This window comes from Streptomyces filamentosus (genome assembly GCF_014654895.1).
In the GTDB taxonomy this organism is placed as follows: Bacteria; Actinomycetota; Actinomycetes; order Streptomycetales; family Streptomycetaceae; genus Streptomyces; species Streptomyces filamentosus.
In genome coordinates this window covers 921,747-937,738 of record NZ_BNBE01000003.1, presented here as the reverse complement: position 1 = coordinate 937,738, position 15,992 = coordinate 921,747, and the positions used below count along the sequence as shown (strand labels likewise).

Annotated in this window: 17 protein-coding genes; 6 read left to right on the top strand and 11 right to left on the bottom strand. The window is 73.7% G+C overall.

The genetic code is table 11. The annotated features are described in order from the left end of the window. Positions 1-304: 304 nt before the first annotated feature. Both IE326_RS31690 and IE326_RS31685 read left to right on the top strand, forming a co-directional pair. Entirely contained in the window at positions 305-667 is a 363-nt protein-coding gene (locus IE326_RS31690) for a hypothetical protein (protein ID WP_150227306.1), read from the top strand. A gap of 2 nt (positions 668-669) precedes the next feature. Then, entirely contained in the window at positions 670-1,104 is a 435-nt protein-coding gene (locus tag IE326_RS31685; protein ID WP_190043977.1) for a hypothetical protein, read from the top strand. A 6-nt stretch (positions 1,105-1,110) separates the two neighbouring features. Here IE326_RS31685 and IE326_RS31680 read toward each other — a convergent pair whose 3' ends face one another. The 3 genes from IE326_RS31680 to IE326_RS31670 form a co-directional block, all read right to left on the bottom strand. Next, the gene (locus IE326_RS31680; protein WP_030756191.1) at positions 1,111-1,590 is read right to left on the bottom strand and encodes a GNAT family N-acetyltransferase; all 480 of its coding nucleotides are present in this window, start codon (positions 1,588-1,590) and stop codon (positions 1,111-1,113) included. A gap of 25 nt (positions 1,591-1,615) precedes the next feature. After that, positions 1,616-2,161, bottom strand: a complete 546-nt coding sequence (locus IE326_RS31675; protein ID WP_150227308.1) for a sigma-70 RNA polymerase sigma factor region 4 domain-containing protein — start codon at positions 2,159-2,161, stop codon at positions 1,616-1,618. 106 nt (positions 2,162-2,267) lie between these two features. After that, positions 2,268-3,452, bottom strand: a complete 1,185-nt coding sequence (locus tag IE326_RS31670) for a glycerophosphodiester phosphodiesterase (RefSeq protein WP_150227309.1) — start codon at positions 3,450-3,452, stop codon at positions 2,268-2,270. Between the two features lie 274 nt (positions 3,453-3,726). Here IE326_RS31670 and IE326_RS31665 point away from each other — a divergent pair, with 274 nt between their 5' ends. Continuing rightward, complete coding sequence (locus IE326_RS31665) at positions 3,727-4,350, top strand: lysophospholipid acyltransferase family protein (protein ID WP_373310355.1); 624 nt, start codon at positions 3,727-3,729, stop codon at positions 4,348-4,350. A 117-nt stretch (positions 4,351-4,467) separates the two neighbouring features. Here the strand turns inward: IE326_RS31665 and IE326_RS31660 are convergent, their stop codons facing one another. The 3 genes from IE326_RS31660 to argH all read right to left on the bottom strand — a co-directional run bounded on the left by IE326_RS31660 (position 4,468) and on the right by argH (position 8,198). Beyond that, entirely contained in the window at positions 4,468-6,027 is a 1,560-nt protein-coding gene (locus tag IE326_RS31660; protein WP_373310330.1) for an MFS transporter, read from the bottom strand. Continuing rightward, positions 6,024-6,575 carry a TetR/AcrR family transcriptional regulator gene (locus tag IE326_RS31655; protein ID WP_150227311.1) on the bottom strand — a complete coding sequence of 184 codons (552 nt, stop codon included), beginning with the start codon at positions 6,573-6,575 and terminating at the stop codon, positions 6,024-6,026. The genes IE326_RS31660 and IE326_RS31655 overlap by 4 nt, the downstream gene beginning before the upstream one ends. 192 nt (positions 6,576-6,767) lie before the next feature. Beyond that, positions 6,768-8,198, bottom strand: coding sequence for an argininosuccinate lyase (gene argH, locus IE326_RS31650; protein ID WP_190043976.1), 1,431 nt, complete (start codon positions 8,196-8,198; stop codon positions 6,768-6,770). A 265-nt stretch (positions 8,199-8,463) separates the two neighbouring features. Here argH and IE326_RS31645 point away from each other — a divergent pair, with 265 nt between their 5' ends. From IE326_RS31645 to IE326_RS31635, 3 genes are read left to right on the top strand one after another with little or no spacing between them, the layout of a single operon-like run. Continuing rightward, positions 8,464-9,603 carry a hypothetical protein gene (locus IE326_RS31645; protein WP_190043975.1) on the top strand — a complete coding sequence of 380 codons (1,140 nt, stop codon included), beginning with the start codon at positions 8,464-8,466 and terminating at the stop codon, positions 9,601-9,603. Between the two features lie 30 nt (positions 9,604-9,633). Further along, positions 9,634-10,233 (top strand): pyridoxamine 5'-phosphate oxidase family protein, encoded by a 600-nt coding sequence (locus IE326_RS31640; protein WP_190043974.1) that lies wholly within the window; start codon positions 9,634-9,636, stop codon positions 10,231-10,233. A gap of 46 nt (positions 10,234-10,279) precedes the next feature. After that, entirely contained in the window at positions 10,280-10,981 is a 702-nt protein-coding gene (locus IE326_RS31635) for a L,D-transpeptidase family protein (RefSeq protein WP_150227314.1), read from the top strand. Between the two features lie 7 nt (positions 10,982-10,988). Here IE326_RS31635 and IE326_RS31630 read toward each other — a convergent pair whose 3' ends face one another. Genes IE326_RS31630 through argC form a run of 5 tightly spaced genes read right to left on the bottom strand, consistent with a single transcriptional unit; the run spans position 10,989 to position 15,828 of the window. After that, positions 10,989-11,525 carry an arginine repressor gene (locus tag IE326_RS31630; protein WP_030756161.1) on the bottom strand — a complete coding sequence of 179 codons (537 nt, stop codon included), beginning with the start codon at positions 11,523-11,525 and terminating at the stop codon, positions 10,989-10,991. 7 nt (positions 11,526-11,532) lie between these two features. Continuing rightward, positions 11,533-12,738 carry an acetylornithine transaminase gene (locus IE326_RS31625; protein ID WP_190043973.1) on the bottom strand — a complete coding sequence of 402 codons (1,206 nt, stop codon included), beginning with the start codon at positions 12,736-12,738 and terminating at the stop codon, positions 11,533-11,535. Further along, a complete protein-coding gene (gene argB, locus IE326_RS31620) occupies positions 12,735-13,640 on the bottom strand; it encodes an acetylglutamate kinase (protein WP_150227316.1) in 906 nt (301 codons plus the stop codon). Before argB ends, IE326_RS31625 begins: the two co-directional genes overlap by 4 nt. Next, positions 13,637-14,803, bottom strand: coding sequence for a bifunctional glutamate N-acetyltransferase/amino-acid acetyltransferase ArgJ (argJ, locus tag IE326_RS31615; RefSeq protein WP_190043972.1), 1,167 nt, complete (start codon positions 14,801-14,803; stop codon positions 13,637-13,639). Before argJ ends, argB begins: the two co-directional genes overlap by 4 nt. Further along, a complete protein-coding gene (gene argC / locus IE326_RS31610) occupies positions 14,800-15,828 on the bottom strand; it encodes an N-acetyl-gamma-glutamyl-phosphate reductase (RefSeq protein WP_190043971.1) in 1,029 nt (342 codons plus the stop codon). Before argC ends, argJ begins: the two co-directional genes overlap by 4 nt. Positions 15,829-15,992: the final 164 nt, after the last annotated feature.

Sequence of the window (15,992 nt, the reverse complement as noted above, 5' to 3'; positions counted from 1 at the left end):
CGGGCTCCGCCGTGCGCGGCCTGCGCGGGAGCGGGTTCTCCGGGAGGCGCGGCGGGGGCGGCGCGGACCCGGCCGGTGTGGCCAAGGCCACGGCCGCGCGGGGTCCCGGACGGGCCCCGGCGGGGCCGGCCGGGCGGGCCGTGCGTCCGGGGCGGCGGGCGGGCGCGCCTGGCTCGTGCGTCCGGGCCAAGAAGGTGGGCGCGCCGGGCCGTGCGTCCGGGGCGAGGGGGTGGGCGCGCCGGGCCGAGCGTCCGGGGCGGGGGCGAGCGCATCGGGCCATTCGGTCCGTAATACCCTCGGGCGCATGCTTGACGCCCTCACGGTCGCGGTATCGGTGGCCGCGCTCGCCCTCGCCGCCTGGTGCGGCTTCGCCGCCTACCGGGACCAGCCGACCAAGGACTGGCACTTCATCGGCATGGCCGTGGTGACCTTCCTGGTCCTGGCGCAGCTGATCGTCGGCATCGTGCAGCTGGCCCGCGGCGAGCAGGCCGAGGAGGGGACGGTCATCTTCGTCTCCTATCTGCTCGGCGCGCTGTGCGCGGTGCCGATCGCCGGCTTCATGTCGCTGGCCGAGCGGAGCCGCTGGGGTTCGGCGACGGTGGCGGCGGGCGCGGTCGTGCTCGCCGTCCTGGAAGTGCGTCTCTTCGACATCTGGACGGTGGGCTGATCATGGCGGAGACGCGGGAGCGGGCCGCGGCGGACGGCGGGCGGACCCGGCTGGTCAAGGGCCCCGGCATGCTGCTGGTGTGGCTGTACGGCGTGATGTCGGTGGGCGCGGTCTCGCGCTCGGTCTACCAGGTGTCGACCGAGTTCGACCGGGCGCCGCTGGCCTACGCGCTCTCGGCGGTGGCCGCGGTCGTGTACGTCTTCATCACCTACACGCTGGTGCGCGGCGGCGAGGCGGCCCGCAGGGCGGCGCTGGTGTGCTGCGCCGCCGAGCTGGCGGGCGTGCTGATCGTGGGGACGTGGACGCTGGTCGAGCCGTCCGCCTTCCCGGACGCGACGGTCTGGTCGGACTTCGGCTACGGCTACGTCTTCATCCCGGTGCTGCTGCCGCTCACCGGCATCTGGTGGCTCAGGCGGTCGCGCGCCGCCACCGCCTGAGCGGCGTCAGGCGGCCTTCTCCAGGGTGACCAGGGTGAGCCTGGGGCCGATCTCGCGGGCGCCGGTCCGGGCGTATCCCTTGGCGCGGTAGAGGCGGAGGTTGCCCTCGCTGCGGTGGCCGGTGAAGAGCTGGAAGCGCTTGGGGGCGGTCCCGGCCGCCGCGAAGTGGTGCTCGATGGCGTCGAGGAGCCGGCCGCCGATGCCGTGGCGGCGCATGCGCGGGTGGACGATGAGCTTGGCGATGTGGACGGTGCCGTCCTCGTCGGTCCGGGCGCGCACGGAGGCGATCACCTCGTCGCCGAGCCGGGCCACCAGCCCGTGTCCGGCCGCCAGCTCGGCGCGGACGGCGTCGAGCGACTGGGTGAGCGGTTCGATGGACCAGTCCCCGTACAGCTCGGCCTCGCTCTGGTAGCAGAGGTACTGCAGCTTCAGGATCTGCTCCGCGTCGCGCGCGTCCGCAGCCGAGATGGTCACACTCAGGCCCATGTGCGCATGCCTCCCGCTCATCTGGTCACCGATCGGTCCCCCGCACCCTTCCCCGTCGGCCGGGGGCGGGAACCTCTGCCGCGAGCATTCTGCGCAGGCATCCCAGGCAACGGGAACGCATCGGCCCCAGACTTCCTTGTGAGATACCCAACGTCCCTGCGATTTCCCGGTAGGTGGGGTCCGCGGGGTCGAGCATCGCGTCGAGGAGCCGGGGGCAGCGGCCGGGCGTCCGGGTGACGGCGGCGCGGAGGGTGCGGCGGCGTTCGGCGGTGAGGGCGGAGCCCTCCGGGGAGCCGTGCGCCTCCGGGTCCGCGTCCGGCGGGTTCTCCTCGTGGTACGGGCGCTCCCGGCCGCTGGTGCGGCGGGCCCTGCGGGCCTCGGCGCGGACCGCCCGGCGGAGCCAGTCGGCGGGCCGTTCGGGGGCGCGGTCGGCGCGGAGCCGTTCCAGGAGGCGGAGCCAGACGGCCTGTTCGAGGTCGTCGGGCTCGATCCCGGCGGCCGCGGCCTCGGCCCGCGACTCGGCGGCCAGCAGCGGGGTGAGGGTGGCGAGGAGGGTTTCCGGGGAGGTCATGCCCGGCACGATGCGGGGGCGCCGGGGCGCGGTTGCGGGGCGGGCGGGGAACCACCCGGTCGGCGTACGGCGCCGGCCGGGTGGCACGCGTCGGCGGGGGCCCGCGTCAGCGGGCGGTCCGCTCCGCGAAGTCGGCCGCGGCGAGCAGGGCCGTGTCCGTGTTGTCGGAGAAGATCCCGTCGATGCCCGTCTCCAGGTACCGGGCGAGCGCGCCGAAGGAGTCGCCGTAGGCGGCCGGGTCGGTGCCCCGGCGGAACTCGGCCGGCAGGAAGGTGTTCTCGTTGCGGTGGGTGTACGGGTGGAGGATCAGGCCCTCGGCGTGGGCGTCCCGCACCAGCGTGGTGGGGGTGCCCAGGCGGCCGGTGGCGTCGCGGGGGATCACCAGGTCCAGGGTGGGGCCGATGCCCTGGGCGTACGAGGCGATCCAGCGCAGCCCGGCGGGGGTGACGAGGTCGGCGACGGTGCGCGGGTCGCCTGCCTCGGTGAAGTCCCAGGGGCGGGTGGCCGCGCCGGAGAGCAGGACCACGCGCGGGGAGTCGACCAGCTTCGCCAGGCGCTGGATGCTGCCCGGCTCGAAGGACTGGAGGAAGACCGGGGAGTTCGCGCGGTGGCGGCCGTAGCGGCGGAGCAGCCGGGCGAGGCGCTCCTCCAGGGGGAGGCCGACGGAGCGGAAGTACGAGGGGTGCTTGGTCTCGACGTGGAGCCAGATCTCGCGGCCCCGGCGGCGGCCCTCCTCGTCGGCCCAGCGCAGGACCTCCTCGAAGGTGGGGACGGTCCAGCGGCCGTCGTACAGGGTGTTCTCCTGCCGGGTGCCGGGGATGCGCTCCTTCGCGCGCAGGGTCTTCAGCTCGGCGAGGGTGAAGTCCTCGGTGAACCAGCCGGTGTACGAGACGCCGTCGACGGACTTCGTGGTCTTCCGGGAGGCGAACTCGGGGTGGTCGGCGACGTCGGTGGTGCCGGTGATGTCGTTCTCGTGGCGGCAGACCAGGTGTCCGTCCTTGGTGGGGACGAGGTCCTGCTCGATGACATGGGCGCCGAGGTCCAGGGCGTGCCGGTAGGAGCCGAGGGTGTGCTCGGGGCGGTAGCCGCTGGCGCCGCGGTGGGCGATGACGGTGGGGACGGGGAGCGAGCGGTAGCCGCGCCCGCCGCCCTGTCCGTGGGTGCGGCCGGTCTCGGCGGCCTGCGCGGTGCCGGTGCCGGCGGCGAGTCCGGCGGGGACGGCGAGCGCGGCGGCGCCGGCCGCTCCGAGCACCGTGCGGCGGTCCGGGGTCCGGGGTGCGCCCTGGGTCATGGAGGTCCTCCTGTGTGATGTCCCGCACCTGTCATGGGGTGGCCCCGACGCTAGGCAGTGATCCCCTACGGGCGGCAGACCTGGGCGGAACATGGCGGAAACACGCGTCAACACCGCGTATCCGTTCGGTGAACCCGATGTGCGGACGGTGGCGACCCGCGAGTATCGTCCCGTGCTGCACCTTCGGCTCCCCGAAGCCGCCCGCCCGACACCGGAGGAACCGTTGTCCCGTCACGCGATCGTCAAGGCCACCCTCGGTCCGATCCTGCGTCTGATGTTCCGCCCCCGTGTCGAGGGCGCCGAGAACGTCCCCGGGACCGGTCCGGTGATCCTCGCGGGCAACCACCTCACCTTCATCGACTCGATGATCATGCCGATCTGCCTGGACCGCCAGGTCTTCTTCATCGGCAAGGACGAGTACGTGAAGGGCACCGGGATCAAGGGCCGGCTGATGGCCTGGTTCTTCACCAGCGTCGGCATGATCCCGGTGGACCGGGACGGCGGCCGGGGCGGTGTCGCGGCGCTGATGACGGGCCGCCGGGTGCTGGAGGAGGGCAGGATCTTCTCGATCTACCCGGAGGGCACCCGCTCCCCCGACGGCCGGCTCTACCGGGGCCGTACGGGCGTGGCCCGGCTGACCCTGATGACCGGCGCGCCGGTCGTCCCCTTCGCGATGATCGGCACGGACAAGGCGCAGCCGGGCGGCGCGGGCTTCCCGCGTCCGGTGCAGGTGACGGTCCGCTTCGGCGAGCCGATGGAGTTCTCCCGCTACGAGGGCATGGACCGCGACCGGTACGTCCTGCGGGCGGTGACGGACTCGGTGATGGCGGAGGTCATGCGGCTGTCGGGCCAGGAGTACGTGGACATGTACGCCACGAAGGCGAAGGAGGCCGCGTAGGGACGGTGGCCCAGGGGTCGCCGCGTGAAGGCGGCGGCCCGGCGGTCGCCGCGTACGCGTGAGGGCGCCCCCGGAACGATTCCGGGGGCGCCCTCTTCCCGTGGGGACGGGGGTCCGTCAGTGTTCGGCGCCGTCCGCGAGCTTCTGGTCCCCGAGGAGGAACCAGGCGGCCACGGCGGTGGCGAGGAGGACGGCCGCGCCGACGCCGGCGGCGATCCGCAGGCCGTCGACGAATGCCTCCTGGGCGGCCGAGACCAGCGCGTCCGCGCGGGCCGGGTCGAGGGCCGCGGATGCCTCGACGGCGCCGCCGAGCGAGTCGTGGGCGGCCGCGGCGACGTCGGAGGGGACTCCGGCCGGGGTGTTGAAGCCCCGGTAGACGCCGGTCACGATGGAGCCGAGGACGGCGATGCCGAGGGCGGCGCCGAGCTCGTACGCGGTCTCGGAGACGGCGGACGCGGATCCGGCCTGGTCCTTGGGGACGCTGGAGAGGATGACGTCGGCGGTGACGGTGAAGGCGAGGCCCGCGCCGACGCCGACGACGAGCAGGCTCGCGCCGAGCAGGGGGTAGCCGGTGGTCTGCCCGATGGCGGTCAGGACGGCGAGGGCGAGGCCGATGGCGGCGAGGCCGCCGGCGACGACCGAGCGGACCGAGAAGCGGCGGGCGGCCCGGCCGGCGAGCAGACCGGCGGTCACCGATCCGACGGCGGCGGGCAGTTCGGCGAGGCCGGCCTCCAGCGGCGAGCGGCCCTGGACCAGCTGGAAGAACTGGGACAGGAAGAACACCAGGCCGGCGAGGCCGAGGATGGTCAGCAGGTCGGCGAGGACGGCGCCGGAGAAGCCGCGGTTGCGGAACAGGCGCATGTCCAGGAGCGGGGCCGGCAGGGTCAGCTGGCGGCGGACGAACCAGGCGAGGCCGCCGGCGCCGACGAGGGTGGCGGCGGCGACGTCGAGGGTGAGGCCGTGCGAGGCCAGTTCCTTGACGGCGTAGACGACGCCGATCATGCCGACGAGGGAGAGGGCGACGCTGGGCAGGTCCCAGGGGCCCGGGTTCGGGTTCTTCGACTCGGGGATCAGCTTGACGCCGATGACGACCAGGACGGCCATGACGGGCAGGTTGATGAGGAAGACCGAGCCCCACCAGAAGTGCTCCAGGAGGAAACCGCCGACGACCGGGCCGACGGCGGCGCCGGCCGAGGCCATGGCGCCCCAGATGCCGATGGCGAGGCTGCGCTCGCGCGGGTCGTGGAAGAGGTTCCGGATGAGGGCCAGGGTGGACGGCATCAGGGTCGCGCCGGCGACGCCGAGCAGGGCGCGCGCGGCGATCATCATCTCGGGGCTGGTCGCGTAGGCGTTCAGGACCGAGACGGCGCCGAACGCGGCGGCGCCGACGAGCAGCAGCTTCTTGCGGCCGATGCGGTCGCCGAGGCTGCCCATGGAGACCAGCAGACCGGCGATGACGAAGGAGTAGACGTCGCCGATCCAGAGCAGCTGGGTGCCGGACGGCTTCAGGTCCTCGGAGAGGAAGGGGGTCGCCAGGCCGAGCACGGTGGCGTCCACGGCCACGAGCAGCACGGCCAGGACGAGTGCGGCGAGGGCGAGCCACCGGCCGGGACGGCGCACGCCCTCGGTATGGCTCTCTCCGCTGCCCTTGCCGGGGTGGACGGTTTCGGTGATCACTTCTCCACGCTCCTGCGCGCTCCGCCGAGCAGCAGCTCGGCGATCATGTAAGAAAAGTCGTTGGCGGCGACCCGCCCGTCGGCGACGGCCCAGGCTCCCGAGCCGATCAGCCCGTAGAACGCCTCGCACAGCCAGGCGGGGCTGAGGTCGATCCGGAAGGTGCCCTCCTCCTGGCCGCGCCGGAAGAGGGCGACGAGGCGGGCGTCGAGCCGGGCCCAGCCCTCGTTCTGCCCCTCGCCCTCGAACAGCTGGTTCTCGGTGACGAGGAAGGCGAGCAGCGGGGCGGCGGGCTCGGAGGCGGCGACGAGCCGCCGGACGGCCTCGTCGGCCGGTCCCTCCTCGATCCGGGCCGTGTCGAGCGCGGCCTCCGCCTCCTCGATGCACATCTGCTCCAGCGCCCGCACGAGCGCGTCGCGCCCGGCGAAGTGCCGGTGCAGCGTGGCCCGCCCGATGCCCGCGGCCCGGGCGACCTCGTCCATGGTGGCGGTCGCCTTGCGCGAGAGCAGGGCGGCGGCGGTGCGGAGCACCTGGGTGCGGTCGACTGACATGAGACAACCATACACTGGGTGATACATCTGTGTCTCATTTCAAACCCCGACGCCTCACGCGGGACGTGGACGGACCGGCGCCGCCGGACGCGGAAACGCCGGACACGGAAACAGCGGATGCGGAAACGCCGGACGCGGAAATGCCGGAAGGCCCCGCGAGGGGGCCTTCCGGTGGAGCGGGACGGGGCCGCGCTACTTGTTCTTGGCGGTCGCCCAGGCGTGCTGGATGACCAGGTCCGCCTTGACCTCGACCAGCTGGACGGCGACCGCCGAGGGGGCGGTGCCGCCGCGGCCGTCGCGGGAGGCGAGGGCGCCGGGGACGTCGAGGACCGCGCGGACCTCGGGGGTGAAGTGCTCGGAGATCTTGGCGAACTGCTCGTCCGTCAGCTCGTCCAGTTCCTTGCCCTCGGACTCGGCGACCTTGACGCACTCGCCGGCGACCTCGTGGGCGACGCGGAACGGCACGCCCTGCTTGACCAGCCACTCGGCGATGTCGGTGGCGAGCGAGAAGCCGGCGGGGGCCAGCTCCTCCATGCGCTCCCGGTTGACGGTGAGGGTGGCCATCATGCCGGTGAAGGCGGGGAGCAGGACCTCCAGCTGGTCGCAGGAGTCGAAGACCGGCTCCTTGTCCTCCTGGAGGTCGCGGTTGTAGGCGAGCGGCAGGGCCTTGAGGGTGGCCATCAGGCCGGACAGGTTGCCGATGAGGCGGCCGGACTTGCCCCGGGCGAGCTCGGCGATGTCCGGGTTCTTCTTCTGCGGCATGATCGACGAGCCGGTGGAGAAGGCGTCGTGGAGGGTCACGAAGGAGAACTCCTTCGTGTTCCAGATGATGATCTCCTCGGCGATCCGGGAGAGGTTCACCCCGATCATCGCCGTGATGAAGGCGAACTCGGCGACGAAGTCGCGGGAGGCCGTGCCGTCGATCGAGTTGCCCGCCGAGCCGCGCTCGAAGCCGAGGTCCTTGGCGACCGCCTCCGGGTCGAGACCGAGCGAGGAGCCGGCGAGGGCGCCGGAGCCGTACGGGGAGACCGCCGTCCGGGTGTCCCACTGGCGCAGCCGCTCGGCGTCCCGGGAGAGGGCCTGGGCGTGGGCGAGCACGTGGTGGGCGAAGAGCACCGGCTGGGCGTGCTGGAGGTGGGTCCGGCCCGGCATGGCGACGTCCGGGTGCGCCTCGGCGAGGCCGACGAGCGCGTCCTGGAGGTCGGCGACGAGGCCGCCGATGATCCGGGCGTGGTCGCGCAGGTACATCCGGAAGAGGGTGGCGACCTGGTCGTTGCGGGACCGGCCGGCGCGCAGCTTGCCGCCGAGCTCGGCGCCGAGGCGCTCCAGGAGGCCCCGCTCCAGGGCGGTGTGGACGTCCTCGTCGGCGACGGTGCCGACGAAGGAGCCGTCGGCGACGTCCGCCTCCAGCCGGTCGAGTCCGGCCAGCATGCGGGTCAGCTCGTCCTCGGTGAGCAGTCCGGCCGTGTGCAGCACGCGCGCGTGGGCGCGGGATCCGGCGATGTCGTACGGGGCGAGGCGCCAGTCGAAGTGGACCGAGGCGGAGAGCTTCGCGAGGGCCTCGGCCGGACCGTCGGCGAAGCGTCCGCCCCAGAGCCGGACGTCACCGTTGTTGCTGCTCACTTCTGGTTGCTCCTCGCCTTGATGAAACCGGAACCCTTGATGCATGAGTATGCAGAACTCTGCATGATTCGTCAATCAAGGGTCGGCGGGCGCGACCGCCGGGGCCCACGACCGCCCTCCCGGGGGAGAACGGCCTCCGCACCGCGAGGACACGGCCTCGGGCGCGGGGCACGGAAGGCCGGACGCGGTGCGACCGCCCGGCGGCCCGGGCCGCCGGGCGGAAAATCGCGGGCGGGTGCGGATCCCGGCACCTAACCTCCCCTCCATGACACACGAGGCGGAGTCCCGGAAGGCGGCGGTCCGGCGGCTGGAGCGGGGGGCGCCCCTGCACCGGTCCTTGGACGTGACGCGTCCGAAGGCGTGGATCCGGCTGGACGGGGACGTGCGGCACGCCGTCCGGCACGGGGCCCTCGCGCCCTCGCACGGCTGGCTCACCGGAGTTCACGGGCCGGGATGGCGGGGACTCTGGGACCGGGCCGCCGACCGGGTGCGGGAGACGCCCGACGAGGCGCGGCTCGCGCTCGCCCTGTGCGACCCGGACGGACGGATCCGGCAGGCCGCGCTGGCGCACGCGGCGGGGCGGCCCGAGGTGCTGCCGCTGGTCGCGGTGCGGGCGGCGGACTGGGCGCAGCCCGTCCGCGCGCGGGCGCTGGCCGTGCTGCGGGAGCAACTGCCCGCCGCCTCGCACGAGAGCCTCGCCGTCACCGCGCCCGTGATCCTGCGGCTCGGCCGGCGGCTGCGGGGCGGCGCGGCGGCGGAGCTGCTCGACGGGCTGCTGCGGCACGGGGACGTGGCGCGGGTGAATACGCTGCTGCTCGGCTGTCCTGACGGGCCGACCCGGCGGGCCGCGCTCTCCGCCGTCCTCGACCGCGGGCTGTACAGCGGGCTGGGGCTGGCCCTGGTGGCCGCCGGCGATCACGACCCCGTGGTGCAGGAGCGGGCCGCCTCCGCCGCGGTGGCCGCGGACGAGCCGGACGCGACCGTGCCCGTCCTCCTGGGCTCCCGCTCCGGGCGGGTGCGGGCCGCCGGGGTGACCGCGCTGCGCGGGGCCGGCCGGCACGCGGAGGCGGAGCCGTACCTCTACGACCGGTCGGGACGCACGCGCGCGTGCGCGCGCTGGGTGCTGCGGCAGGGCGGGCGCGACCCGGTCGCCGCGTACCGGGCCGCCTGCACCGGACCGGACGTCCCGGACCGGGCGCCGCTCGGGCTCGGCGAGTGCGGCACGCGGAGCGTGGACGCGCCGCTGCTCCGGGAGTTGACGGCGCACGGCGGCGGGCGGGTGCGGGCCGCGGCGGTCGCGGGGCTGCGGCTGCTCGACGCCGTGGAGCCGGCACGGATGAGGGCATTGCTCGACGACCCCGAGCCCGCCGTCGTACGGGAGGCGAAGCGGGCCCTGTACGGGTAAGCCGGATTCCCGGGGGCGGAGAATACCCCCATGGGAAAAACATACGAGCGCATCGAAGGGCGGCTGCGGGCCTTCATCGAGGCCCAGCCCGTCTACTTCACCGCCACCGCGCCCCTGTCCGGCGACGGTCACGTCAACCTCTCCCCCAAGGGCCGGAAGGGCACCCTCGTCGTCCTCGACGAACTGACCCTGGCCTACGTCGACTTCGGCGGCAGCAGCGCCGAGACCATCGCCCACCTCCGCGAGCCGGGCAACGGGCGGATCACCCTCATGTGGACCTCCTTCTCCGGCCCGCCGACCGTGGTGCGCGTGCACGGCACCGGCGAGGCGGTGCTGCGCGACGACCCGCGCTGGCCCGAGCTCTTCGCCCGCTTCCCCGAGGAGGCGGTCAAGGACCAGATCAGCGCCCGGGCGATCGTGCTGGTGCACGCCCAGCGGGTCAGCGACTCCTGCGGCTTCGCGGTGCCGGTGATGGAGTACCGGGAGGAGCGGTCGCTGCACGCGGACTACTTCAACCGGAAGACGGACGAGGAGTTCAACGCGTACTGCGAGGGCAAGGACCACATCGCCACCAGCCTCGACGGACTGCCCGCGCTGCCGCTTCCGCTGCCGCCGCTGCCCGCCGAATAGCCCCGCACGACGGGCGGGGGGCCGGACGCCGACCTAGCGTCGCGGCATGCGCATCCTCCTCGCCCTCGGCGCCGCCCTGCTCTGCCTCCCGGCAGCCGTGCCCGCGCCCGCGCCCGTACCCGTGCCGCTGCCCGCGCGGATGGCGGACACCGGCGGCGGGTCCCAGCTGATCACCGCCGTCGCCGCCGACGCCTCCGCCACCACCGGGACCCTGACCTGGTGGGACCGGCGGGGCGGCCGGTGGGTGCGGGCGGGATCGGCGCCCGCCCGGTTCGGCGCGAACGGACTGGCCGAGGGCACCACCCGCCGCCAGGGCACGAACACCACGCCGACCGGCCTCTACGACCTGCCGTACGCCTTCGGCGTCCGGCCCGCCCCCGCCGGCACCCGCTACCGCTACGTCCGCGCGACCGGGGACTCCTGGTGGTGCCAGGACAACGACTCGCGCGCCTACAACCGCTGGGTGGAGAAACTGCCCGCGGACTGCCGGGCCACCGAGGCCGAGCACCTCGTCGCGTACGGCACCCAGTACGCCCACGCGCTCGTCATCGGCTTCAACTATGCACGCCCCGTACGCATGCGGGGCGCCGGGATCTTCCTGCACGTGAACGGGCGCGGGGCGACCGCGGGGTGCGTGTCCGTGGCCGCCGGCGCGATGCGGGCGGTCCTCGCCTGGGCCGATCCCGCCCGCCGCCCGCACATCGCCGTCGGCACCCGGCGGGGGCCGACGGCGATCCTGCGCTACTGACCGGGGTTCAGTTCCCCTTCTGCGCGAGGCGCAGCAGGTGGTCGGCGAGGGCCTGGCCGCCGGTGGGGTCGCGGGAGATGAGGAGGAGGGTGTCGTCGCCGGCGATGGTGCCGAGGATGGCGTGGAGTTCGGCCTGGTCGATGGCGGACGCGAGGAACTGGGCGGCGCCGGGCGGGGTCCGCAGGACCACCAGGTTGGCGGACGCCTCGGCGGAGATGAGGAGTTCGCCGGAGAGGCGGCGCATGCGCTCCTCCTTGGCGGACTCCCCGAGGGGGGCCTGCGGGGTGCGGAAGCCGCCCTCGCTGGGGACCGCGTAGATCAGCTCGCCGCCGGTGTTGCGGATCTTCACCGCGCCGAGCTCGTCGAGGTCGCGGGAGAGCGTCGCCTGGGTGACGCTCAGCCCGTCGTCCGCGAGGAGCTTGGCGAGCTGGCTCTGCGACCGCACCGGCTGCCGGTTGAGGATGTCGACGATCCTGCGGTGGCGTGCGGTGCGGGTCTGCGGGACCGACGGCCCTCCGTGCTCGTTCCCCTGCGCGTCGGTCATCGTCGCCTCATTCTCCGGTTCGTCCTTGCCCGTTCGCCTCGTGCGCCTTCTCCAGGACGGCCGGCAGGGCCCGCAGGAAGGCGTCCGCCTCGGCGTCGGTGAGGACCAGCGGAGGCATGATCCGTACGACGTCGGGGGCGGGCGCGTTCACCAAGAGGCCGGCGTCCTGAGCCGCCTGCTGCACCTGGGGCGCGAGGGGCTCGGTGAGCACGATACCCAGCAGGAGGCCCGCACCACGGACATGGGAGACCAGCGGGTGGCCGAGGCCCTCGATTCCGGAGCGCAGCCGCTCGCCGACGGACTTGACGTGGTCGAGGGCCGCGTCGGCGCCGAGGGTGTCGAGGACGGCGAGGCCGGCGGCGCAGGCGACCGGGTTGCCGCCGAAGGTGGTGCCGTGGTGGCCGGGGGCGAGGAGCTCGGCCGCTTCGCCGAAGGCGACGGTGGCACCGAGCGGCAGGCCGCCGCCGAGGCCCTTGGCGAGGGTGACGACGTCGGGGTCGACGCCCTCGTGGGCCTGGTGCTCGAACCAGTGGCCGCAGCGGCCGACGCCGGTCTGGACCTCGTCGAGGACGAGGAGGGTGCCGGTGGCGCGGGTGATCTCGCGGGCGGCCTTCAGGTAGCCGGGCGGCGGGACGACGACGCCGTTCTCGCCCTGGATCGGCTCGATGATCACGAGGGCCGTCTCCTCGGTGACGGCGGCGCGCAGCGCCTCGGCGTCGCCGTAGGGGACGTGGGTGACGTCGCCGGGGAGCGGCAGGAACGGGGTCTGCTTGCCGGGCTGGCCGGTGAGGGCGAGGGAGCCCATGGTGCGGCCGTGGAAGCCGCCCTCGGTGGCGACCATATGGGTCCGGCCGGTGAGCCGGCCGATCTTGAACGCGGCCTCGTTGGCCTCGGCTCCCGAGTTGCAGAAGAAGACCTTGCCGGGGCGGCCGAAGAGCGCGAGGAGGCGCTCGGCGAGGGCGACGGGCGGTTCGGCGACGAAGAGGTTGGAGACGTGGCCGAGGCTCTGGATCTGGTGGGTGACGGCCTCGACGACGGCCGGGTGGGCGTGGCCGAGGGCGTTGACGGCGATGCCGCCGACGAAGTCCAGGTACTCGGTGCCGTCGGCGTCCCAGACCCTGGCGCCCTCGCCGCGGACGAGGGGCAGGCGCGGGATGCCGTAGTTGTTCATGAGCGAGCCCTGCCACCGCTCGGTCAGCTGCTGGTTGCTCACGCTTCCCCCTGTCCGTCCGGCACGACCATCGTGCCGATGCCCTCGTCGGTGAAGATCTCCAGCAGGATGGAGTGCTGGACGCGCCCGTCGATCACGCGGGCGGTGGTGACGCCGTTGCGGACGGCGTGCAGGCAGCCCTCCATCTTGGGGACCATGCCGCTGGAGAGCTCGGGCAGCAGCTTCTCCAGCTGGCTCGCGGTGAGCCGGCTGATGACCTCGTCGCTGTTCGGCCAGTCCTCGTAGAGGCCCTCGACGTCGGTCAGGACCATCAGGGTCTCGGCGCCCAGCGCCGCAGCGAGTGCCGCAGCCGCCGTATCAGCATTGACGTTGTAGACATGTCCGTCGTCCTGGGAGCGGGCGATGGAGGAGACCACCGGGATGCGGCCGTCCTCCAGGAGCGCCTGGATGGCGCCGGTGTCGATGGCGGTGATCTCGCCGACCCGGCCGATGTCGACGCGTTCGCCGCCGATCTCGGGCAGGTGCTTGGTGGCGGTGATGGTGTGGGCGTCCTCGCCGGTGAGGCCGACGGCGAGCGGGCCGTGCTGGTTGAGCAGCCCGACGAGCTCGCGCTGGACCTGGCCGGCGAGCACCATCCGTACGACGTCCATGGCGTCCTCGGTGGTGACCCGCAGGCCCGCCTTGAACTCGCTGACGATGCCGTGGCGGTCGAGGGCGGCGCTGATCTGGGGGCCGCCGCCGTGCACGACGACCGGCTTGAGGCCGGCGTGGCGCAGGAAGACGACGTCCTGGGCGAAGGCGGCCTTCAGCTCCTCGTCGATCATGGCGTTGCCGCCGAACTTGATGACGACGGTCTTGCCGTGGTGGCGGGTGAGCCAGGGCAGCGCCTCGATCAACGTCTGGGCCTTCGGGAGGGCGGTGTGCTTCCGCGTGGCGTTGCTCATGAGGAGTAGGCGCTGTTCTCGTGGACGTAGTCGGCGGTCAGGTCGTTGGCCCAGATCACGGCGGACTCGGAGCCGGCGGCGAGGTCGGCGGTGATGACGACCTCCCGGTAGCGCATGTCGACGAGGTCGCGGTCCTCGCCGACGGAGCCGTTCTTGCAGACCCAGACGCCGTTGATGGCGACGTTGAGCGCGTCCGGCTCGAAGGCGGCGGAGGTGGTGCCGATGGCGGAGAGCACCCGGCCCCAGTTGGGGTCCTCGCCGTGGATGGCGCACTTGAGGAGGTTGTTGCGGGCGATGGAGCGCCCGACCTCGACGGCGTCGTCCTCGGTGGCCGCGTTGACCACCTCGATGCGGATGTCCTTGCTGGCGCCCTCGGCGTCGCCGATGAGCTGGCGGGCGAGGTCGGCGCAGACCTCCCGGACGGCCTCGGCGAAGTCCTCCTGGGCGGGGGTGGCTCCGGAGGCGCCGGAGGCGAGGAGGAGGACGGTGTCGTTGGTGGACATGCAGCCGTCGGAGTCGACCCGGTCGAAGGTGAGCCGGGTGGCGGTCCGCAGGGCGGCGTCCAGGCCCCCGGCGTCGACGTCGGCGTCGGTGGTGAGGACGACGAGCATGGTGGCGAGGCCGGGGGCGAGCATGCCCGCGCCCTTGGCCATGCCGCCGACCGTCCAGCCGTCGCGCGTGGCCACGGCCGTCTTGTGGACGGTGTCGGTGGTCTTGATGGCGATGGCGGCCTTCTCTCCGCCGTGCGCGGAGAGTTCGGCGGCGGCCGTCTCGACGCCGGGGAGGAGCTTGTCCATGGGGAGGAGGACGCCGATGAGGCCGGTGGAGGCGACGGCGACCTCGCCGGCGCCGACCTCGGTGCCCCGGGCGCTGAGGACCTCGGCGACCTTCTCGGCGGTGGCGTGGGTGTCCTGGAAGCCCTGGGGGCCGGTGCAGGCGTTGGCCCCGCCGGAGTTGAGGACGACGGCGGTCAGCTCGCCGTCGGCCAGGACCTGCTGGGACCAGACGACCGGGGCGGCCTTGACGCGGTTGGACGTGAAGACTCCCGCGGCGGCGCGGCGCGGCCCGGTGTTGACCACGAGGGCCAGGTCCGGGTTGCCGTTCGACTTGATCCCGGCGGCGATGCCCGCCGCCGTGAATCCCTGCGCTGCGGTGACGCTCATGGAGCGACTCCAATCGTGGAGAGTCCGGTGTCCTCGGGAAGGCCGAGGGCGATGTTCATGCTCTGCACCGCGCCGCCGGCGGTGCCCTTGGTGAGGTTGTCGATGGCGCTGATCGCGATGATCCGGTGCGCGTTCGCGTCGTACGCGACCTGGACGTGAACGGCGTTGGAACCGTGGACGGACGCCGTGGCGGGCCACCGCCCCTCGGGGAGGAGGTGCACGAAGGGCTCGTCCGCGTACGCCTTCTCGTACGCGGCGCGCACGGCCTCGGCGGTGACGCCCGGCTTCGCGGCGGCGGTGCAGGTGGCGAGGATGCCGCGGGGCATCGGGGCCAGGGTGGGGGTGAAGGAGACGGTGACCCGCTCGCCCGCCGGGCCGGAGAGGTTCTGGATCATCTCGGGGGTGTGCCGGTGGCCGCCGCCGACGCCGTACGGGGTCATGTTGCCCATCACCTCGCTGCCGAGCAGGTGCGGCTTGAGGGCCTTGCCCGCGCCGGAGGTGCCGGAGGCGGCGACGATCACGGCCTCGGGCTCGGCGAGGGAGGCGCCGTACGCCGGGAAGAGGGCGAGCGAGACGGCGGTGGGGTAGCAACCGGGCACCGCGATGCGCTTGGACCCCTCCAGCGCGGCGCGGGCGCCCGGCAGTTCGGGGAGGCCGTAGGGCCAGGTGCCGGCGTGCGGGGAGCCGTAGTACGTCTCCCAGTCGGCCGGGTCCTTCAGGCGGAAGTCGGCGCCCATGTCGACGACGAGGACGTCGTCGCCGAGCTGTTCGGCGACGGCGGCGGACTGGCCGTGCGGGAGGGCGAGGAAGACGACGTCGTGGCCGGCGAGCTCCTCGGCGGTGGTGGGCGCGAGGACCCGGTCGGCGAGCGGCAGCAGGTGCGGCTGGAGGCCGCCGAGCTTCTGGCCGGCGTTGGAGTGGCCGGTGAGCGTGCCGATCTCGACCTGGGGGTGGGCGAGGAGGAGGCGCAGGAGTTCCCCGCCCGCGTATCCGCTCGCGCCCGCGACTGCTGCTCGTACCGTCATCGAAGAACCCTCCTCATGGATGGCATGACTATACGTGGAGCCGTAGTTTTATGCAACGAGGTGGGGAGGGCTTCACTCCCAGGGTGGAGGGAGGGGGTGCAGGGCGCATCCGGGGCCGCCTCGCCCGCCCCGCCCCCGACCCGTGCCCGACCGCTCCGACGCCG

Bases quoted from the DNA above. Each gene is read 5' to 3' on its own strand.
- IE326_RS31690 (WP_150227306.1), top strand. From the start codon at position 305: ATGCTTGACGCCCTCACGGTCGCGGTATCGGTGGCCGCGCTCGCCCTC.
- IE326_RS31685 (WP_190043977.1), top strand. From the start codon at position 670: ATGGCGGAGACGCGGGAGCGGGCCGCGGCGGACGGCGGGCGGACCCGG.
- IE326_RS31680 (WP_030756191.1), bottom strand. From the start codon at position 1,590: ATGGGCCTGAGTGTGACCATCTCGGCTGCGGACGCGCGCGACGCGGAG.
- IE326_RS31675 (WP_150227308.1), bottom strand. From the start codon at position 2,161: ATGACCTCCCCGGAAACCCTCCTCGCCACCCTCACCCCGCTGCTGGCC.
- IE326_RS31670 (WP_150227309.1), bottom strand. From the start codon at position 3,452: ATGACCCAGGGCGCACCCCGGACCCCGGACCGCCGCACGGTGCTCGGA.
- IE326_RS31665 (WP_373310355.1), top strand. From the start codon at position 3,727: ATGTTCCGCCCCCGTGTCGAGGGCGCCGAGAACGTCCCCGGGACCGGT.
- IE326_RS31655 (WP_150227311.1), bottom strand. From the start codon at position 6,575: ATGTCAGTCGACCGCACCCAGGTGCTCCGCACCGCCGCCGCCCTGCTC.
- IE326_RS31645 (WP_190043975.1), top strand. From the start codon at position 8,464: ATGACACACGAGGCGGAGTCCCGGAAGGCGGCGGTCCGGCGGCTGGAG.
- IE326_RS31640 (WP_190043974.1), top strand. From the start codon at position 9,634: ATGGGAAAAACATACGAGCGCATCGAAGGGCGGCTGCGGGCCTTCATC.
- IE326_RS31635 (WP_150227314.1), top strand. From the start codon at position 10,280: ATGCGCATCCTCCTCGCCCTCGGCGCCGCCCTGCTCTGCCTCCCGGCA.
- IE326_RS31630 (WP_030756161.1), bottom strand. From the start codon at position 11,525: ATGACCGACGCGCAGGGGAACGAGCACGGAGGGCCGTCGGTCCCGCAG.
- argB (WP_150227316.1), bottom strand. From the start codon at position 13,640: ATGAGCAACGCCACGCGGAAGCACACCGCCCTCCCGAAGGCCCAGACG.
- argJ (WP_190043972.1), bottom strand. From the start codon at position 14,803: ATGAGCGTCACCGCAGCGCAGGGATTCACGGCGGCGGGCATCGCCGCC.
- argC (WP_190043971.1), bottom strand. From the start codon at position 15,828: ATGACGGTACGAGCAGCAGTCGCGGGCGCGAGCGGATACGCGGGCGGG.